Raw genomic sequence first — 16,707 nt, forward strand, 5'->3', positions numbered from 1 at the left:
CGGTCCGGATAGGTAAAAGTACGATCGTTCGTTTTGGCGAACGCGCCGCTATACTGTGCGCTGCAACATCAGCCCAGGAGACACAAAATGACACGTGAAGTGGTGGTGGTAAGCGGCGTCCGGACCGCGATCGGTACCTTTGGCGGCAGCCTGAAGGATCTTTCCCCGACCCAGATGGGCGCCATGGTGGTGCGCGAAGCGCTCGCCCGCGCGCAGGTCAGCGGCGACGACGTCGGCCATGTGGTGTTCGGCAACGTCATCCAGACCGAGCCCCGGGACATGTACCTTGGCCGGGTGGCGGCAGTGGAGGGCGGCGTCACCATCGACGCGCCGGCCCTGACCGTCAACCGCCTGTGCGGCTCGGGCCTGCAGGCCATCGTCAGCGCCGCGCAGACCATCCTGCTGGGCGATGCCGATGTGGCCATCGGCGGCGGCGCGGAGAGCATGAGCCGCGCACCGTACCTGGCGCAGTCGGCCCGCTGGGGCGCGCGCATGGGCGACGCCAAGATGCTCGACATGATGCTGGGTGCGCTGCACGACCCGTTCCACGGCATCCACATGGGCGTCACCGCCGAGAATGTGGCCAAGGAGTACGACATCTCCCGCGTCCAGCAGGACGAAGCCGCGCTGGAGTCGCACCGGCGCGCATCGGCGGCGATCCGCGCCGGCCACTTCAAGGACCAGATCCTGCCGGTCACGCTGAAGGGCCGCAAGGGCGACGTGACCTTCGACACCGATGAGCACGTGCGCCACGACGCGGTCATGGAAGACATGACCAAGCTCAAGCCGGTCTTCGTCAAGGAGAACGGCACGGTCACCGCGGGCAACGCCTCGGGCTTGAACGATGCCGCCGCCGCCGTGGTGCTGATGGAGCGTGCCGAGGCTGAGAAGCGCGGCCTCAAGCCGATGGCGCGCCTGGTCTCCTATGCGCATGCCGGCGTCGATCCCAAGACCATGGGCATCGGCCCCGTGCCGGCCACGAAGAAGGCGCTGGAACGCGCTGGCCTGACCGTGGCAGACCTCGACGTGATCGAAGCCAATGAAGCCTTTGCCGCGCAAGCCTGCGCGGTCACCAAGGCGCTCGGTCTCGATCCGGCCAAGGTCAACCCGAACGGCTCGGGCATCTCCCTGGGCCACCCGATCGGCGCCACCGGCGCGCTGATCACCGTCAAGGCCCTGTACGAGCTGCAACGCGTGCAAGGCCGCTATGCACTGGTGACCATGTGCATTGGCGGTGGCCAGGGCATCGCGGCGATTTTCGAACGACTCTGAACCTGAGGCTGCCTTGCGGCGCGTAGCGACTCTGTCCCTGCCTTTATCCATGTCCTTGTCACTTCCCGTTTCCCTGTCCCTGTCCCTGGCAGCCGGGCTGGCCGCGGCAACGCTGGCTGGCGCCGCACTGGCCGCCGGCGGTACCGAGCTGTCCACGGGCACGCCCGGCACCGCCAATGCCGCCAGCGATGCCAGCCAGGTACAGGGTTTCGGGATCAACCAGGCCATCCGCGAGGGCGAGTCGCGGCGCGGCGCGCAGCTTTCAACCGGGTCCGTGCCCAAGGCGCTCGCGCCGCGGCCGGAGTACGCTTCGCTGCCGGTCTACGTGGGCACGCTCGGCGACCAGCCGGTGCGCCTGCGCCTGGGCCCCAAGCCCGACGAGCGCGACAGCGTGCGCGGTGAGTACAGTGTTGGCCATGCTGGCGGCGTGCGCTTGCTGGCCGGCGAATTCGAGAACGGCGCTTTCCTGATGGAGGAGTCCAATGACGGCACGCACGTCACGGGCAACTGGGAAGGCAGCATCGACGGTGCCGGCATCGTGCACGGCAACTGGACCGACCCGGTCAATCCGGCCATCGTGCTCCCCTTCATGATCCGGCCACTGGGCGTGCTGGTGATCCCGCCCTTCGACATGACCCCCAACAGCGGCATTACCTACGCCCCGCCCGCACCGAAGTCCTCGATCTCCGGCCGGTAGCGCCCAAGCCGAGGTGGACAGGGGCAGGCCCGCCAGGTAGGCCAACGCGCACCCGAATGCTGGTAAGCTCAAACGTTCATTGAGTTATCGCCAGACAAGGAATCGCCGTGTCCGACCGCCAGCCACCCGAGCAGCCCGCTTCCCAACCCGCCTATCTGGCGACCGTGGCCGTCCAGCCAGAGCTGGATATCGCGCCGGGCTTCGCCTCGTTTTCCCAAGCTACCCATCGTGGCTCCACTGTGGTGTTCCGCAACCTGGCGGAGCTGCGCGCGCATGGCGACGGTGCCACCACCTACTGGCGCTATGGCCTGCATGCTACGCCCACCAGCGAGGCGCTGTGCCAGCACCTCGCGCTGATCGAAGGCGCGCGCCATGCGCTGCTGCTGCCGTCAGGGCTGGCTGCGATCTCGCAGGTCTACTTCGCCTTGGTCAAGTCGGGCGACGACGTGCTCGTCCCGGATAACGTCTACGGCCCCAACCGCGAGCACGGCGAATGGCTGGCACGGGACTTCGGCGTCTCCGTCCGGTACTACGACCCCATGATCGGCGCAGGCATTGCCGGGCTGATCCGCTCCAACACCCGCTTGATCTGGATGGAGTCGCCAGGCTCGGTGACGATGGAAATCCCCGACACCGAGGCCATCGTGGCCGCGGCAAAGGCGCGCGGGGTGCTCACCGCCATCGATAACACCTGGTCCGCCGGCGTGTATTTCCGGCCGTTCGACAAGGGCATCGACATCTCGGTGCAGGCGCTCACCAAGTACCAGTCGGGCGGCAGCGATGTACTGATGGGCGCCGTGCTGAGCACCGACGACAAACTCCATGACCGCATCAAGCGCGCCCGCATGCTGATGGGCTGGGGCGTGTCGGCAGACGATTGCTACCTGGTGCTGCGCTCGCTGCCGAGCATGCCGGTCAGGCTGGCGGCGCACGACCGCGCCGCGCGCGAAGTGGCCGAGTGGCTGACCCAGCGCCCGGAAGTGGTCAAGGTCTTGCACCCGGCGCTGCCGGACTGCCCCGGCCACGACTTCTGGCGGCGCGATTTCAGCGGCGCCACCGGCCTGTTCTCGATTGTGCTGCACGCACGCTACACGCGTGCCCAGGTCGATGCCTTTGTCGAGGCCCTGCGCCTGTTCGCGATCGGCTGGTCCTGGGGCGGCGCGCATAGCCTGGCGTTGCCGTACCACGTCCAGACCATGCGGCCCCAAGGCAGCTGGCCGCCCGTTGGCTGGGAGAACACAGGCGAGCTGGTGCGCCTCTATATCGGGTTGGAAGACACCCGCGACCTGATCGCCGACCTGCGTGGCGCGATGGAGTCGCAGCTGGTGGCATGACAGGAAAAGAGCCGCCCCGGACGGTGTCCGGGGCGGCTCTTTTCGGCCGGGCGTCAGTGCGCAAACAGTTGCAGCAAGCCATCCAGCCCAACGTGGTTGAACGCCACGCTGGCCTGCGCACGCACCACCGGCTTGGCCCGGAAGGCCACCGACAGTCCGGCCACGGCCATCATCTTCAGGTCGTTGGAGCCATCGCCCATGACGATGGCCTGGGACGGGTCCGCGCCGATCTGCGCACACACTTCCTGCACCGTGCGGGCCTTGACGTCGGCATTGACGATCTCGCCCAGCACCTGGCCCGTGAGCTTGCCATCGACGATCTCCAGCGTATTGGCGCGGGTCACGTCGAGCTTCAGGCGGGGCTTGAGTTTATCGGTGAAATGCACGAAACCGCCCGAAACCAGCAGGGTGCGCATGCCCAGGGCCTGCACGGTCCGCAGCATGGTTTCCGCGCCGGGCGACAGGCGCAGGCGCTCTTCATACACGCGGTCCAGCACACTGGCGTCCAGCCCCTTGAGCAGGGCCACGCGGCGGCGCAGGCTCTCGTTGAAATCAGTGATCTCGCCACGCATGGCGGCCTCGGTAATCGCCGAGACCTCCGCCTTGAGGCCGCAGAAGTCTGCGATCTCGTCGATGCACTCGATGGTGATCAGCGTGGAGTCCATATCCATCGCCACCAGCTTGAAGTCCGAGAGCTTGCGGCCGGCGGGCACGATGGCCCAGTCGATGCTGCGCGGGCCGCAGTAGGCATCCAGCGCTTCACGCAGGGCGGGCGTCAGCGCGGCGCAGGCATCGGCGGCTGCCACGGTCTCGGCGCGCGGCGCAAGCGTGGGAGCCTGGGCGATGGCGCGGACGGCGTCGATATCGTTGGCGGACAGCGGGGCGGGACTTTGCAGAATCAGGGACATGGCGCGAATGCAGGGCCTGGCCGGGCGGCCGATGGCGGTAAATGCGGGATGCGAGCCGCGGCGGCGGCGAAGACCGCTATTGTATATGCCCGCGCCCATGCGGCGCAGCCGCCGCCCGAAAGCGCCAGCGGCTGCAAGGCGGAATCCGTGCGGGCGGATGTGTTCTATCGTGCTCGTCGAGGTGTGGGGCCGGCCCGCAGGCCAGCCCTCATCGCACTACATCGCACTACGCCACTTGCGCGTTAGCCTCGCACTGCGTGGCCAGCTCGCTCAGCACCAGCGTCTCGTGCGCCAGCCCGGCGGCCAGCGACAGCACCCGGTTCTGGATCTCCGGGTTCAGGTCGCCAAAGACGCCGGATTCCGCATTGTCACTGGCCAGGAAGAGTAGGGCACAGAGCTGGGCCGATTTCTCGACGGCCAGGCTCAGCGGGGTTTCGCAGAGTACCCGCGAGCTCAGGTGGATGTCCGCATTGCGGTATTCGGCGGTGAGGCCGTGGCGGGTGTGCTGGCGGGGGTTATTCATTGGGCGCCTCCTTGTGCTTTGCTCGCGCTTTGCGGAGGACGGTGATGGAAAGGGGTAACGCTGAGCATGCGGGTGGGAAGCCGGAATGGTCGAATGCAAAGAGGCGCATGGCGCGGTCTCCTGTCAATGAAAACGCCAGGCGGTGGCGCGGTCCGCCTTCGTTCGGGCTTCCAATCCCGGTCGCTGTGGTTGCAGCGACGAGAGAGTATAGCGCGCGATTGTCGAGTGGCGCTTTGTGTCGGGGCGGTCGGTAACTGCTCTCAGATCCCATGTAGGAAACGTGCAGCACAGACGAAGAAATTTCTCAGCACAGATTCGGACCAGTCTCATTGATCTCAGTAATGCAGTACGTCCAAATGGGGTAGGCGCATTTGCGCACATGACCCATCCTGGGGGAAAGCGTATGCAGGAAGGCAAACAGCCCGTCGACATTTGGATGCGTTCCTTCCGGGCACGCATCATGGATGGTCGGACCTCGGTCGATCGACGGAGATACTCTTTTGGGGAATCAAGTGAGCAGGTGGCGCTTCGTCGTGACGGCCGCATTCGCCGGCGTCGGCTTGGCTAGTGTCGTCGGATCTTCCGTCATTGATGCGTACCTCTGTGACGCGTTCCTGCGGCTATGCACGCCACGGCCTGGAACATGCGTTGGAATAGACGTGTGCCCTGCTGATGCACGGATGCTGTTTGGCTTGATTCTGTTGATACCCGTTCCACCGGTTCTGTTTGGCGTGTTGGGGTTTATGCTGAGCACGCGCGTTGAGAGAACCGGCCTGCTAGTTGTGGCGTTGGTGGCGGCGATTCTCACGCATTGGGTAGTGGCATTCGCCGCCACTAGAATTGTTGCGCTGTAGCGATTCAGGGTAGGGCCCTGCTTACTGCTTCTCGCCCGCTGAACCGCCCCGGGTTTTGAGGAGTTCCATTCTCTCAAGGGGGGCTCCTCAAAATCCGGGGCGGTTCATAGCATCCGATTACGCGCGGGAGTGCAGCCTGGCGAGGGCCGGCAATGGCCGTGGGCCTGTCAGAAATTTTGCCTTTTTGCGCATTGCATTGATTCCATGCGCGTACCGCATTTCCGAGGTAAGCAAATGCGGAACCTGGGCGATGGCGGTGATCATGTACAGCAACATCACGGGATCGATTTCTTTCAGTCCTGCCGTCAACGTGGTTACATGCCTGATCGGCATGACTGTTTGGTCATGCCGCGGACGAATGAACTTCTGCGCCATCCACTGAGGCGCGCCGAGTCACGGTTGGCTTCCTGCATCATCAGGCGCGCGTGTTCAGGGTGGCGCGCACAGTACCGGACGTAGGTGTGGATGTATTCCTTGACCGCATCCAGTGAAAACCCTTCCGAACCCGGCTCGGGCGGTATGTACTCTTTCTCCGAGTGTGCGAAGTCGCAGCGAAAGTGAATCCCCGTCGCCGACAGGATCATGGTTTGTACTGAAGCCGGGAGAGGAGATTCGCACTTGACATGGGATCAAATTGGTTGATAAATTATCCGATTGGATAATTTAATGGCGGACGGAAACCCACGCGGGCAAACTACGGTGAGTACGTGAGCCTTCCTGGTTGCCCCCTATCTGCCACACGATGGCGGCGCATGGTGATCTCGTGCTTGTGAGGCAGGCTTAATGACGGCAGCAAATCCATGGGATCTCCTGATTCCTAACAATTTCTGTGTGCTTGCGAATCCCGTACCGCCTCGGCCACCGGCGTTACCGTTCAATGTCCCGTGCGCGGATCCCGACGCGCGCGCCCGCGAAGCCGAGGCAAGGGCTTCGCCAAAGTCGGCGACGAGCGGTCGGTGCCGCCAAACTGGAACGTCTATGGCGGCGAAGTCATTCCGCTCAGGCCGGGAGAGACCCTGCACGTGAATGCGATGCGCATTGGCTATACGCCGGTCCAAATTGACTACGTCGACGGCGGCGCGACGGTGCAGAAGGCTCCTTATCGCGCGCATCTTTACTCATACAAGTTCGCAAATGCGGAGATCCTCCATGAGCCTGCACAAGCCAGTCCGTTGTCGCTACCAATCGGGAGCAAGCCGTCTCGGCATCTATGGCGCCTTTGCGCTGCTGATGCTACTTGGGGCGTTGCTCAACGCCGTTCCTGTACATGGGCAGACGCGCTCGGAGCCGTCAGCAGCCAGCCAGTTTCCTGCAAAGCGCCCCAATGTCCTGATCATCGTGGCAGATGATCTGGCATGGCCTGATGTGTCCGCCTATGGGCGCAACGCTGTGCATACGCCGAACATTGACCGGATTTCCCGCCGTGGCGCGGCCTTTTCCAACGGTTATGTGGCGGCTTCCGTCTGTGCGATGTCGCGCGCGGCCCTGCTAACGGGGCACATGCCGCAGCGCATTGGATTCCACTACAACATCGACGACGGCGATGCCAATCCCGAACAAGGATTGCCGCTAACGGAAACGACCATCGCCGATCGCCTAAAAGGCCACGGCTACCGTACGGCGGCAATCGGGAAATGGCATCTCGGCTTTGCGCCGCAGTTCTATCCGACGAGGCGCGGCTTCGACGAGTTCTATGGCTTCCTTGGCGGCGAGGCTCAGTACGCGGATCCCGGCACCCCCGGAATCGTTACAACGCCATCCAGGCGCGATAAGGCGTTCAAGCGAAATTCTGCCGCGGCTATCGTAATGGGCCCCGATGCCACGCCGGTGGGCAACCAACGCCGCTACCTCACGGAGGACCTGACCGATAGAGCTGTCGACTACATTGATCGCAACGCCAGCGGCAATGCACCGTTTTTTCTCTATCTGGCCTACAACGCACCGCACTGGCCGTTTCAGGTTCCGCAGAGCTACTACGATCGCTTTGCCGGAATCGAGGACCCGATCCGGCGCACCCAAATCGCCATGATCTCTGCGTTGGACGATGGTGTCGGGCGAGTCCTGGACGCACTTGAGAGAACGGGCACGCGTGACGACACCCTTGTCATCTTCGTCTCCGACAATGGTTGTCCGTTGCAACTGGGTGCTTGCGACTGCTCCCATCCGCTAGGCGCGGGGAAGTTCACTTACGTCGACGGTGGCATTCGCGTGCCGTTCCTGATCTCCTGGCCGCATGGCATGCCGGCAGTGGGGGCGGTCGACACGCCGGTTTCCAGTCTTGATGTGGTCCCTACAGTATTAACGGCCGCCGGCATCGACCTGTCGTCGTCGGAGCCATTGGAGGGGCTGAATTTGATCGCTGCTGCGCAGGGAAGGACATCCGAGCAACCGCGTGTGCTTATTTGGGGGCAGGACCCAGTGTTTGCTGCACGCGAGGGCAAATGGAAGCTATGGCAATCGATAGAGCGCAACCAGGTCGAACTCTATGACCTGGAGGCTGATTCAGCCGAACTGAAGGACATTTCAAAAGACCACCCCGAGATCGCCCAGCATCTCGTCTCAAAGATCACCGCTTGGCGCGCAACATTGCCGCCGCCGTTATGGCCGCGCCGCTTCGCCAAGCAGTTGCCCTCGTGCAAAAAGGAAACCACATGGGTGTACTGACGCAGCACGCTCTCACTTTCTATCGGCGGTGACTGTCAACCAACGGAAGTCTTGAAGTCTCACGCGATTTACCCGAGCCTTAAAGGAAGGACCGTCGCCATCGCTGATGGAGGAAGCGGAATCGGCGCGGAGATGGTGGGTGCATTCGTCCGGAGGGGGGCCGGGTTCATTCCATCGACCTGGCCGAGGAGGACGCACTGCACCGTTTGGCGTAGCTCCGGTCGAGTGGCGGTGATGGCTGAAGGAGCGACTGCTCGACCGGTTGAATCCGCAAACTATCTCGGCCGTTCAGGCCACGGTACATTCAATGACATCTCCTTCTGCACTTGTGACTCTTCAAATAACACTTCATCTCACGAATCGGAGGACTTGATCCACATTGCCTTAGGCGGCAGTCTTGCGCCCCACGCCGCGGATAAGCTGCGAAACGCGACCCATGTACTGGTCGAAGAGCTGGTTCGCCTGCGCCTGATTGTCGATGGGCTGCGCGACCGCGCGGCCCTCGGCTTCCAGCTTGGACCGGATCTCCGGCTTCGCCAGCGCTTCGCCGATCGCCTTGCGCAGTACTGCGATCCGGTCGGCGGGTGTGCCCTGCTTGACGAAGTAGCCCCCGCTGATCGCGTATTCGAAGTCGGGGACCTGCCGGCTTTGCGAGATCAGCGGAATATGCTTGAGCGGCGCGGGCAGCGACCTGGAAAAGCTTGTCAGCACCTTGAGCCGGCCCTGTTCCTGCATGCTGTCGAAGCTCGATTGGTAGGGCAGGATGGCAAAATCCACCTCCCCGCCGGCAAGGCCCTGCAGCGCGGGGGCCGCGCCCTTGTAGGGCACGTGCAGGAAGGGCGCGCCGATGCGGGCACCGAGTGCGTCGCCCATCAGGTGATAGATCGAGTCGATGCCGACGGTCGCGTAGGTCAGCGGCTTGCTCTTGTTCTGTCTTGCCACGTCCAGGAACTTGTCCAGCGAGTCGGCCGGGATGCCGCTGCGGATGAGGAGCACGATGCTGGCGTCGCTGATCGGGGCGGCAAGCATGAAGTCCTGAGGCTTGTAGCGGGCCGCCGGGTTCAGCAGCGGGGAGAGGAACACTTCGTTGATCGAGCCGTGGAAGAAGGTGTACCCGTCAGCCGGCGCGGCCAGCACCTTGTTGGCACCGATCAGCCCGGTGCCGCCTCCGTAGTTTTCGACGACTACTTGTTGCTTCACGCTCTTGCCGATGGATTCCCCGAAGATGCGCGCGGACGTATCGCTGGCGCCGCCGGCGGGGTAGGGAACCACCAGCGACAGCGGCCGGCTCGGGAAGGTCTGCTCCGCAAAGGCGGGCAGGCCGGCGAGTACCGTCGAGCCTGCGGTCAGGCCGGCGTATTGGAGAAAGCGGCGGCGCGTCTGTGTGGTCATGGTTGTCTCCCGTTATTGAATTATTGAATTTGTCAGGCGAGGTAGCTTTGCGTCAGGCTGGCCCAGAACGCTGCGCCCACCGGCAGGGCCCTGTCGTTGAAGTCGTACAAGGGGTTGTGGACCATGCAGCCGCCATCCTGGCCGAGGCCGTTGCCGAGCCGGATGTAGGCGCCGGGGCGATGCTCCAGCATGCAGGCGAAGTCCTCGCTGCCCATCACGGGTCCGCGGGACACGACGTTGTCCTCACCCAGCAGCCGGACCGCCACTTCCCGCGCGCGCTCCGTCTGGCGGTCGTGATTGACCAGCACCGGATACTTGCGCTCGTAGACGACCTCGGCCTGAAGCTGGAAGCTCTGGGCCTGAGCCGCGACGAAGTCCCGCAGGCGCGTTTCGATGTAGGTGCGCACCTTGGGGTCGAGCGCTCTTACCCCGATCTTGATCGTCGCGCTCTCAGGCACCACGTTGTAGGTTGCGCCCGCCTGGATGGAGCCCACGGTGATCACCGCCGACTTCAGCGCGTCGATCTCGCGGCTGACGATGGACTGCAGTCCGAGCACCATGCTGGCCGCGCCCTGCATCACGTCGATGCCATGGTGTGGCATGGCGCCATGGGCCGAGCGGCCGGTCAGCGTCACCGTGGCACGGTCGAACGAGGCCATGGCCGGACCGGCGATGAGGCCGATCTGGCCAACCGGCAGGCCGGGGGCATTGTGCAGGGCGTAGATCTCATCGCAGGGGAAGCGCTCGAACAGACCGTCCTCCAGCATGCGCAGCGCGCCGCCTTCGTTTTCCTCGGCGGGCTGGAAGATCAGGTTCAGCGTCCCGTTGAAGTCGACGGACTCGGCCAGATACCGCGCGGCGCACAGGAGGATGGCCGTGTGGCCGTCGTGCCCGCAGGCGTGCATTTTTCCGGGCAGGGTGCTGGCGTAGTCCAGCCCCGTCTTCTCCTGGATAGGCAGCGCATCCATATCGGCGCGGATGCCCAACGTCCGCGTTCCCAGGCCCTTCCTTAGCCTGCCGACCACGCCGGTCGTACCCAGGCCGCGATGGACCTCGTAGCCCCAGGCTGTCAACAGTTCCGCGACGAGGTCGCCGGTGCGTCGCTCTTCGAACGCCAGCTCGGGATGCGCGTGGATCTGGCGGCGAATCGCGACGAACTCTGGCGCGATGGCCTCGATGGCCTCGATGGATCGTCTCAAGTGGGCGGGGGCGGATTCGGTCATGGTGGTCGTCGATCAAGGTGATTCACGCCATTATCTGCAGATGTGTCCGTCGCATCCATGACAGCCGAAGGGGCGAATTGTTGTATAAATGACAACATTCGAGCCACAACATTTGAGATGTCGGTGCCATGGAAGAACGGATGGGAGACGTGCTGGATCGGAAGCGGGCGCTTTGCCTGCTCCAGATCATCGAGACGGGGTCGGTGCGCGGCGCGGCGGATGTGCTCTCGGTGGACCCGTCGATGGTGAGCCGCGCCGTGGCCAAGCTGGAGCAGGACACGGGCCTGACGCTGCTGGAGCGGCGTGGGCGGGGCGTCGTCGTCACCGACGCCGGGCACATGCTCGCCCTGTTCGCCCGCCGCCAGCAGGACCTGCACGACACATTCCTCGCCGAGGTCAACAGCCTGAAGAACGCCCAGCGCGGGCACATCGAGCTGATCTTTGGCGAGGGCTTCATCGACATGGTGCTCGAGCCGGTGCTGCGCGACTTCCTGATCGGGCATCCCGACGTGACCTACAACGTCCGGGTGGCCGGGACCGAGGAAACGGTCCGCTGCATCGTGGAGGACATGGCACACATTGGCCTGGTGTTCCAGCCGCCCAACGACGCGCGCCTGCGCTCGCACTATTCGCGGCTGTCCCCGATCCGTGTTCACGTGAGCAAGGGCCACCCCCTGGCGCGCCACCGCAGCGCGCTGACCTTGGCGGAACTGGCGCCGCACCAGGGCGCGGCGCTGGTCGAGTCGTTCGGCGTGCGCAAGCACGTGCAGGCAGCGGAGCTGGACGAGCACATCACCCTGAAGCCGATGCTCGTCACCAACTCGTTCAAGGTGCTGTGGGAATTTGCGGCGATGGGGCTCGGCTACATCATGACGCCGCGCTCGATTCCGCTCAAGGGCGCACAGTTTGCCGATCTGGTATCGCTGCCGCTTGCCAATCCAATCCTGAACAACAGCCGGATCCACATCGTCACGCGAGCCGGACGGCCGCTCTCCCCGGTCGCCAGCAGTCTGTTGCGGCACGTGGTCAAGGCGTTTCCGAAGCTCTGACGTCAGCGGTTCGGGGCGTTTGCGTCGAGAGCACTCGGTCTGGCGAGACGCTAGCTCGGATATGTCACGCAGCGGCGCACACGGAGGTCGGCGCCATAGGTGCACAACGGGAACAGGCTTTTCAACGTTCAGATAAGCAATGTCGCCGTATGACGCATCACGTATTCGATGAAAGCATGCACCTTGCGTGACTGCCGTCGATTGATTGCGTAGACGAAGTGAATCCCGGCGTCCTGCAATGTGCTCATCGATGGGAAGTCCGGTAGCAACCGAACCAGCCGCCCGGCAGCCAGCGCGTCGCGAACCAGCCAGTATGGCAGCAGAGCGATGCCCAATCCGGCCAGGGCGCTCTCCAGCAATACCTCCACGTCGTTGGCCACCAGATCGCCTTGTGGCGCCACTTCGATACATCCTTCGCCGTCGGGCTTCGCAAAGGTCCAGGCAACCCGCTCTCCGGAGCGACGGTAGCGCAAGCAATTGTGATTGAGCAGGTCTGCAGGCAATTGCGGTGCCGTTCGCCCCCGCAGAAAGTCAGGGTGACACACGAGCAGCCGCCGATAGCGCCCAAGCGGTCTGCTGACAAGACTGGAGTCGCCAAGCGCTCCTATTCTGATGGCCAGGTCAGTGTCGGTCTCGACCAGGTCGACATAGTCATCGGTAAGCGACAACTCCAGCGTGACCTTTGGGAATGCCTCGAGAAACGACGGAATCAGTGGCGTCAGCAAGCGCTTGCCAAAGACGCGGGGCGAACTGACCTTAAGCCGCCCGCGAGGTGCATCGGCGAACGACGCAATGCTCTCGTTGACGGCATCCAGTTCAGCCAGCAGGGTGTCCAACTGTTCCTTGTAGGTATGGCCGGGCTCCGTCAACGTCAACCGGCGGGTCGTGCGGGTCAGGAGCTTGACGCCCAGTTGGGCCTCGAGCGCATCGACCTGCCGGGACACGCTGGAAGCAGCGATGCCCAGGAGCTCGCTGGCGTCGGTGAAGCTCAGCGTCGAGGCCACCTTCTGGAAGATGCGCATCGCTGCCAGCATGTCCATGCTTGTGTTTCCGTTGGCTGTTAGTTGGCCGGCGCGAACAGGTGCTCGGCACCGTCAGCAAATTTGCTGGGATTGAACTCGATGACTTCATATCGCGCCAGCCGTTCGCGGTAGAAAGGGTCCTCTGCCAGCACCGCGTCCAGCTGCGGGCGATCCAGATTTCGCGCCAGAATAACACCTCCGATGCGCGGTATCTGGGGGCCCGACACCACAAAATGACCGGTGCGATAGTTCCGGTCGAGAAAGTCGCGATGTTGCTGCATGAGCGGGTCGATTGCCGACAGGGGTTGAACGTAGTGCAAAAGTACAATGAACATGATGCCTTCCTCAAACAGTCAGGATGATCTTGCCGAGACTCACGCCGGATTCGAGATGCCGATGCGCCTGTGCCGCCTGCTCGAGGGGCATCACCTGTTGGACTTGGGGTCTGACAAGGTCCCGCATCAGGAGATCTCGGACATGCTCAAGGTCCCTGCGACCGCTGCCCCGGCAACCCAGGATCTCCAGGCGGCGAGTAAACAGTGCCTTCAGATCCATCGGCGCCTCTGTGCCGGTCGTCACTCCGCCGAGTACCAGTCGACCGTCCATGGCAAGTGACGCTACCGATTGCTCGAAAGTGACCGCACCCACGTGCTCGAATACGAGATCCACGCCACGGTCGCCCGTCAGCTCGCGCACCTGCTCTGCCATGTTCGGTCCTGCCAGCACCACTGCGGCAGCACCAGCGCGGCGCAACGCCTCGTCGGTATCGGCTGTGCGGCCGATCGCAATCACCCGAGCGCCCATGGCACTGGCCAGCTCTACTGCGGCGTACCCAAGGCCACCGTTGGCGCCCAGGATCATCACCCATTCGCCTGGTGCCAGCCGGCCACGACGCAGCATTGACGCGGCCGTAGCGTAGGTGAGGGCAAAGCTCGCGCCGCGGACGTAGTCGATCTGCTCAGGCAATGCCATGGCATTGCGGGCAGGGACGCGGACAAACTGCGCGTATCCGCCGTCAATGGTCGAGCCGACCGTACCAAACCTGCTGCAGAGGTTGTCTTCGCCACGCAGACAGTGGCCGCACTGGCCGCATGACAGGATAGGGGCCGCGAACACGCGCTCGCCGATGCGGCTGCTATCGACGTTGACGCCAACGTCCACGATGTCTCCGGCGAAGTCCGTGCCGGGAATGCGCGGCAAGGGTACCTGGAATACGCTGCCTTCACGCAGGAGAAGATCGAGGCGATTGACGCCAACCGCATGGACCCGAATGATGAGGTCGTCTGGCCCCGGGGCCGGCATGTCGACATCGACGATGGCAAGAGATTCTGCCGGGCCGTGCTTCTGGATTTGTACCGCTTTCATTTGAACTCCGAACTGTGGTGATGAGACAGCGGAGTCACTGTACGGCGCGCCTCCCCGAGTAAAAAGTGGATCGGCTGCAGAAGAGAATTCGGTCGTGCGCAAAAGTCGCCCGGGTCATGCCGAACGAAACTCGCCTATCGAGCCAGATCACGTCGACATCCGTATTCGGCCATGTGGACGGCGCGCGGCCGAGCCGATCGACCATACCAAAGGATGATTGGTATATCAGACGCGTTGCGAAGATACTCAAGCAAAGCCAGCTTACCAACATCCAACATCCCACATCGTGCAGTGGAAGCAGGAACCATGACACCCGGCACCGCCCAGGTTGGATCGACACCCTATCGCACGAACATATCCAGTCATTGAAGGATATGACCCCCCTGAGGATGACCGCGTACGGTCTAGCACAGACGCAGAGGAGTAGTCATATCCCTCACCGTACTCCGGGGTGTCTGCTCAGCGGATTCATGAATTCAAAATATTTGAATGATGCGTCCTTGATTGGATCACTTTTAGTAAAACTATCACCGCTATAGTTACGTCAATGGCAGCGCAACAACAAATGTTCGCTGCCAAAAAACATCAACCAAATTGAATGAAATAGAACGGAGAAAGCACCATGTCCAACGCCAAGCTCGAAGTCCTGACCCCGCACAACAGCCAGATCATCTTCATCGACCATCAGCCCCAGATGGCCTTCGGCGTGCAGTCGATGGACCGCCAGACCATGAAGAACAACGTGGTCGGCCTGGCCAAGGCGGCCAGGATCTTCGACATCCCGACCACCATCACCACGGTCGAGTCTGACTCGTTCTCGGGCTATACCTACCCCGAACTGCTCGACGTGTTCCCGGGCAAGCAGACGCTCGAGCGCACCTCGATGAACTCATGGGACGACCAGAAGGTGCGCGACGCACTGGCCGCCAATGGCCGCAAGAAGGTGATCGTCGCCGGCCTGTGGACCGAGGTCTGCAATACCACGTTCGCGCTGTGCGCAATGCTCGAAGGCAACTATGAAATCTACATGGTGGCCGACGCCTCGGGTGGCACCACCAAGGAAGCGCACGACTACGCCATGCAGCGCATGGTGCAGGCTGGCGTGGTGCCGGTGACCTGGCAGCAGGTGCTGCTTGAATGGCAGCGCGACTGGAAGAACCGTGACACGTACGACGCGGTGATGAAGGTGGCCAAGGAACACTCGGGTGCCTACGGCATGGGCGTGGACTACGCCTACACCATGGTCCACAAGGCCGAGCAGCGCACCGCCACGAAGCACGAGTCGCTGGCGCCGGTCCATGCGCAGGTGATCGAGCGCTAGTACTGCATTCGCGGGCTGGACGATCCAAGGGACGTCCAGTCATTTCAGAGACCGGGCCAACAGCCCACTTCAATCCCGACTGACGATGAAGCGCGTAAGGAAGATTGCCAGCAAGTGGGAGTTCGCCGTATTCGCGTTCGCGAGCGGATTCTTCAAGCATGCCCATACGTCATCTTCTCTCGGCATCCTCGCCGGCACGCTGGCGGTGGGCGGATTGATCGCAGATCGCGGCATGAGAACAGATCGCGGTCTCAAATGAACAAGAATGAACAAGAATGAACAAGAGAACTCCCATGTCCAAACTACCGTTGCTCGACCCCGCCGATTGCGCCTTGATCCTCGTTGATGAACAGGCAGGCCTTGCGTTTGCTGCGGGTTCTCAAGACCCCCAGATTCTGCGCGGCAATGGCCTTGCGCTCGCGAAGACGGCGGTCGCCTTTGACTTGCCGGTTGTGGTCTCCACTTCAGCCTCGAAGGTGTACAGCGGCCCATTGATGCCGGCTTTCAGAGACGTGCTGCCAGACGTCACGCCGATCGAGCGCCGCAACATGAACCTTTGGGAAGACGATGCGGTGCGCGGCGCGATTACGGCTACCGGAAAGCGTACGCTGATCATCGCGGGCATGCTGACGGAGGCCTGCGTGAGCTTCCCGGTTCTTTCAGCGCTGTCCGAGGGATATCAGGTATACGTCGCGGCCGATGCTTGCGGTGGGCTGACACCAACGAGCCATGATCTTGCGTTGCGACGGATGGCTTCCGCCGGCGCAGTCATGACTTCCTGGCTCCAGGTCCTTCTCGAATTCCAGAGGGATTGGACCCGTCATGACACCTATGAGAAGGCTCGCTCGATCGTGGTCGAGCATGGCGGCGGGTATGGCACGGGCCTCGCCTATGCGCGTGACATGATCAAACCGACATGAACGTCCTCAATGCAGGCGTTTGACGCTCTGCGCGCTGCCAGGTGATGGATCGGCGTTCCGAGTCCGTCAGCAAAGCGCCCACTTCTGCCGGGAGTGTAATCGCGATGAACCCGACTACCGTCGATCCGCAGGAAATCGTGACGAGCATCATTGTCCACGAGGT

At 63.0% G+C, this 16,707-nt stretch carries 16 protein-coding genes; 8 read left to right on the forward strand and 8 right to left on the reverse strand.

Annotated features, from left to right (window positions below; all coding sequences use genetic code 11):
• Positions 1-87: 87 nt before the first annotated feature.
• From bktB to RR42_RS07655, 3 genes are all read left to right on the forward strand, one after another.
• Positions 88-1,272: a beta-ketothiolase BktB gene (gene bktB / locus RR42_RS07645; RefSeq protein WP_043345346.1), complete on the forward strand. Its 1,185-nt coding sequence runs from the start codon at positions 88-90 to the stop codon at positions 1,270-1,272.
• A gap of 49 nt (positions 1,273-1,321) precedes the next feature.
• Positions 1,322-1,969, forward strand: coding sequence for a hypothetical protein (locus RR42_RS07650; RefSeq protein ID WP_043345349.1), 648 nt, complete (start codon positions 1,322-1,324; stop codon positions 1,967-1,969).
• Positions 1,970-2,076: 107 nt separating this feature from the next.
• Entirely contained in the window at positions 2,077-3,303 is a 1,227-nt protein-coding gene (locus RR42_RS07655) for a cystathionine beta-lyase (RefSeq protein WP_052494510.1), read from the forward strand.
• A 53-nt stretch (positions 3,304-3,356) separates the two neighbouring features.
• Here the strand turns inward: RR42_RS07655 and serB are convergent, their stop codons facing one another.
• From serB to RR42_RS40940, 3 genes are all read right to left on the reverse strand, one after another.
• A complete protein-coding gene (serB, locus tag RR42_RS07660) occupies positions 3,357-4,211 on the reverse strand; it encodes a phosphoserine phosphatase SerB (protein WP_043351594.1) in 855 nt (284 codons plus the stop codon).
• 226 nt (positions 4,212-4,437) lie between these two features.
• Complete coding sequence (locus RR42_RS07665; protein ID WP_043345351.1) at positions 4,438-4,734, reverse strand: hypothetical protein; 297 nt, start codon at positions 4,732-4,734, stop codon at positions 4,438-4,440.
• 971 nt (positions 4,735-5,705) lie between these two features.
• Complete coding sequence (locus RR42_RS40940; RefSeq protein WP_236701991.1) at positions 5,706-5,963, reverse strand: hypothetical protein; 258 nt, start codon at positions 5,961-5,963, stop codon at positions 5,706-5,708.
• Between the two features lie 774 nt (positions 5,964-6,737).
• Between RR42_RS40940 and RR42_RS07675 the strand changes: the two genes are divergently transcribed.
• On the forward strand, positions 6,738-8,252 hold the full coding sequence (locus tag RR42_RS07675) for a sulfatase (protein WP_158408265.1): 1,515 nt from the start codon (positions 6,738-6,740) through the stop codon (positions 8,250-8,252).
• A gap of 384 nt (positions 8,253-8,636) precedes the next feature.
• Here the strand turns inward: RR42_RS07675 and RR42_RS07680 are convergent, their stop codons facing one another.
• Positions 8,637-9,644, reverse strand: a complete 1,008-nt coding sequence (locus tag RR42_RS07680; protein WP_043345354.1) for a Bug family tripartite tricarboxylate transporter substrate binding protein — start codon at positions 9,642-9,644, stop codon at positions 8,637-8,639.
• Positions 9,645-9,676: 32 nt separating this feature from the next.
• Positions 9,677-10,867: a M20 aminoacylase family protein gene (locus RR42_RS07685; RefSeq protein WP_043345357.1), complete on the reverse strand. Its 1,191-nt coding sequence runs from the start codon at positions 10,865-10,867 to the stop codon at positions 9,677-9,679.
• A 140-nt stretch (positions 10,868-11,007) separates the two neighbouring features.
• Between RR42_RS07685 and RR42_RS07690 the strand changes: the two genes are divergently transcribed.
• The gene (locus RR42_RS07690; protein WP_043351598.1) at positions 11,008-11,916 is read left to right on the forward strand and encodes a LysR family transcriptional regulator; all 909 of its coding nucleotides are present in this window, start codon (positions 11,008-11,010) and stop codon (positions 11,914-11,916) included.
• Between the two features lie 128 nt (positions 11,917-12,044).
• On the opposite strand, the gene RR42_RS07695 is transcribed toward RR42_RS07690, so the two are convergent.
• Genes RR42_RS07695 through RR42_RS07705 form a run of 3 tightly spaced genes read right to left on the reverse strand, consistent with a single transcriptional unit; the run spans position 12,045 to position 14,303 of the window.
• Positions 12,045-12,956 carry a LysR family transcriptional regulator gene (locus RR42_RS07695; protein ID WP_043345359.1) on the reverse strand — a complete coding sequence of 304 codons (912 nt, stop codon included), beginning with the start codon at positions 12,954-12,956 and terminating at the stop codon, positions 12,045-12,047.
• Positions 12,957-12,976: 20 nt separating this feature from the next.
• Entirely contained in the window at positions 12,977-13,273 is a 297-nt protein-coding gene (locus tag RR42_RS07700; RefSeq protein ID WP_043345361.1) for a YciI family protein, read from the reverse strand.
• Positions 13,274-13,283: 10 nt separating this feature from the next.
• On the reverse strand, positions 13,284-14,303 hold the full coding sequence (locus RR42_RS07705; RefSeq protein ID WP_043345364.1) for an alcohol dehydrogenase catalytic domain-containing protein: 1,020 nt from the start codon (positions 14,301-14,303) through the stop codon (positions 13,284-13,286).
• A gap of 622 nt (positions 14,304-14,925) precedes the next feature.
• Between RR42_RS07705 and RR42_RS07710 the strand changes: the two genes are divergently transcribed.
• The 3 genes from RR42_RS07710 (at position 14,926) to RR42_RS07715 (ending at position 16,544) form a co-directional block, all read left to right on the forward strand.
• Positions 14,926-15,624 carry a hydrolase gene (locus tag RR42_RS07710; protein ID WP_043345367.1) on the forward strand — a complete coding sequence of 233 codons (699 nt, stop codon included), beginning with the start codon at positions 14,926-14,928 and terminating at the stop codon, positions 15,622-15,624.
• Between the two features lie 85 nt (positions 15,625-15,709).
• The gene (locus RR42_RS40385) at positions 15,710-15,883 is read left to right on the forward strand and encodes a hypothetical protein (RefSeq protein WP_158408266.1); all 174 of its coding nucleotides are present in this window, start codon (positions 15,710-15,712) and stop codon (positions 15,881-15,883) included.
• A 34-nt stretch (positions 15,884-15,917) separates the two neighbouring features.
• Positions 15,918-16,544 (forward strand): hydrolase, encoded by a 627-nt coding sequence (locus RR42_RS07715; protein WP_043351601.1) that lies wholly within the window; start codon positions 15,918-15,920, stop codon positions 16,542-16,544.
• Positions 16,545-16,707 lie beyond the last annotated feature (163 nt).

Origin of the sequence: Cupriavidus basilensis (assembly GCF_000832305.1) — a bacterium.
GTDB classification, from domain to species: Bacteria; Pseudomonadota; Gammaproteobacteria; order Burkholderiales; family Burkholderiaceae; genus Cupriavidus; species Cupriavidus basilensis_F.